Source organism: Vibrio sp. 10N.222.49.C9, from assembly GCF_041474985.1.
Lineage (GTDB): Bacteria > Pseudomonadota > Gammaproteobacteria > Enterobacterales > Vibrionaceae > Vibrio > Vibrio crassostreae_C.
In genome coordinates, this window is sequence record NZ_JBFRVD010001550.1 from 1 (window position 1) to 440 (window position 440).

Sequence of the window (440 nt, forward strand, 5' to 3'; positions counted from 1 at the left end):
TCTACAACCAGTGCACTAAGCTCACCAAGCCAATTATTGACTCAGTAGTTGAAGGTGTTCGCGTACAAGCCGTAGACCACCTGCCAACCGTCCTGCCAAAAGAGAGCAGTGAAGACTTTGCAGGCCAGTTGCTACCGCACTTGATTGACCTTACCCAAGGTAAAGATCCAGAAGGTATCTGGGCTAGAGCGGAAGAGTTTTACTACTCCGCTGAGAAGTCGGTGTTGGCTGAAGCGTAAGTAAGTTTCTATAGCTTAACTAAGATAGAGAAAGAGGTAGGTGCTAATGCATCTACCTCTTTTTTCATATACGGCATGAACGTGGTTAGACTATGCGACCACGCAAAGACTTGGTCTGTCCTTTTTTCTTCTTCGAATCGATACGTCGTCTTTGAGAAGCCTTGGTTGGCTTAGTTGGTCGACGTTTTTTCTGCACCACAG

2 pseudogenes are annotated in these 440 nt (G+C 46.4%); one reads left to right on the plus strand and one right to left on the minus strand.

The window, feature by feature from the left end:
• A pseudogene (locus AB4585_RS29200) lies at nucleotides 1–239 on the plus strand (saccharopine dehydrogenase); the annotation flags it as partial.
• Nucleotides 240–324: 85 nt separating this feature from the next.
• Here AB4585_RS29200 and AB4585_RS29205 read toward each other — a convergent pair.
• A pseudogene (locus tag AB4585_RS29205) lies at nucleotides 325–440 on the minus strand (aminoacyl-tRNA hydrolase); the annotation flags it as partial.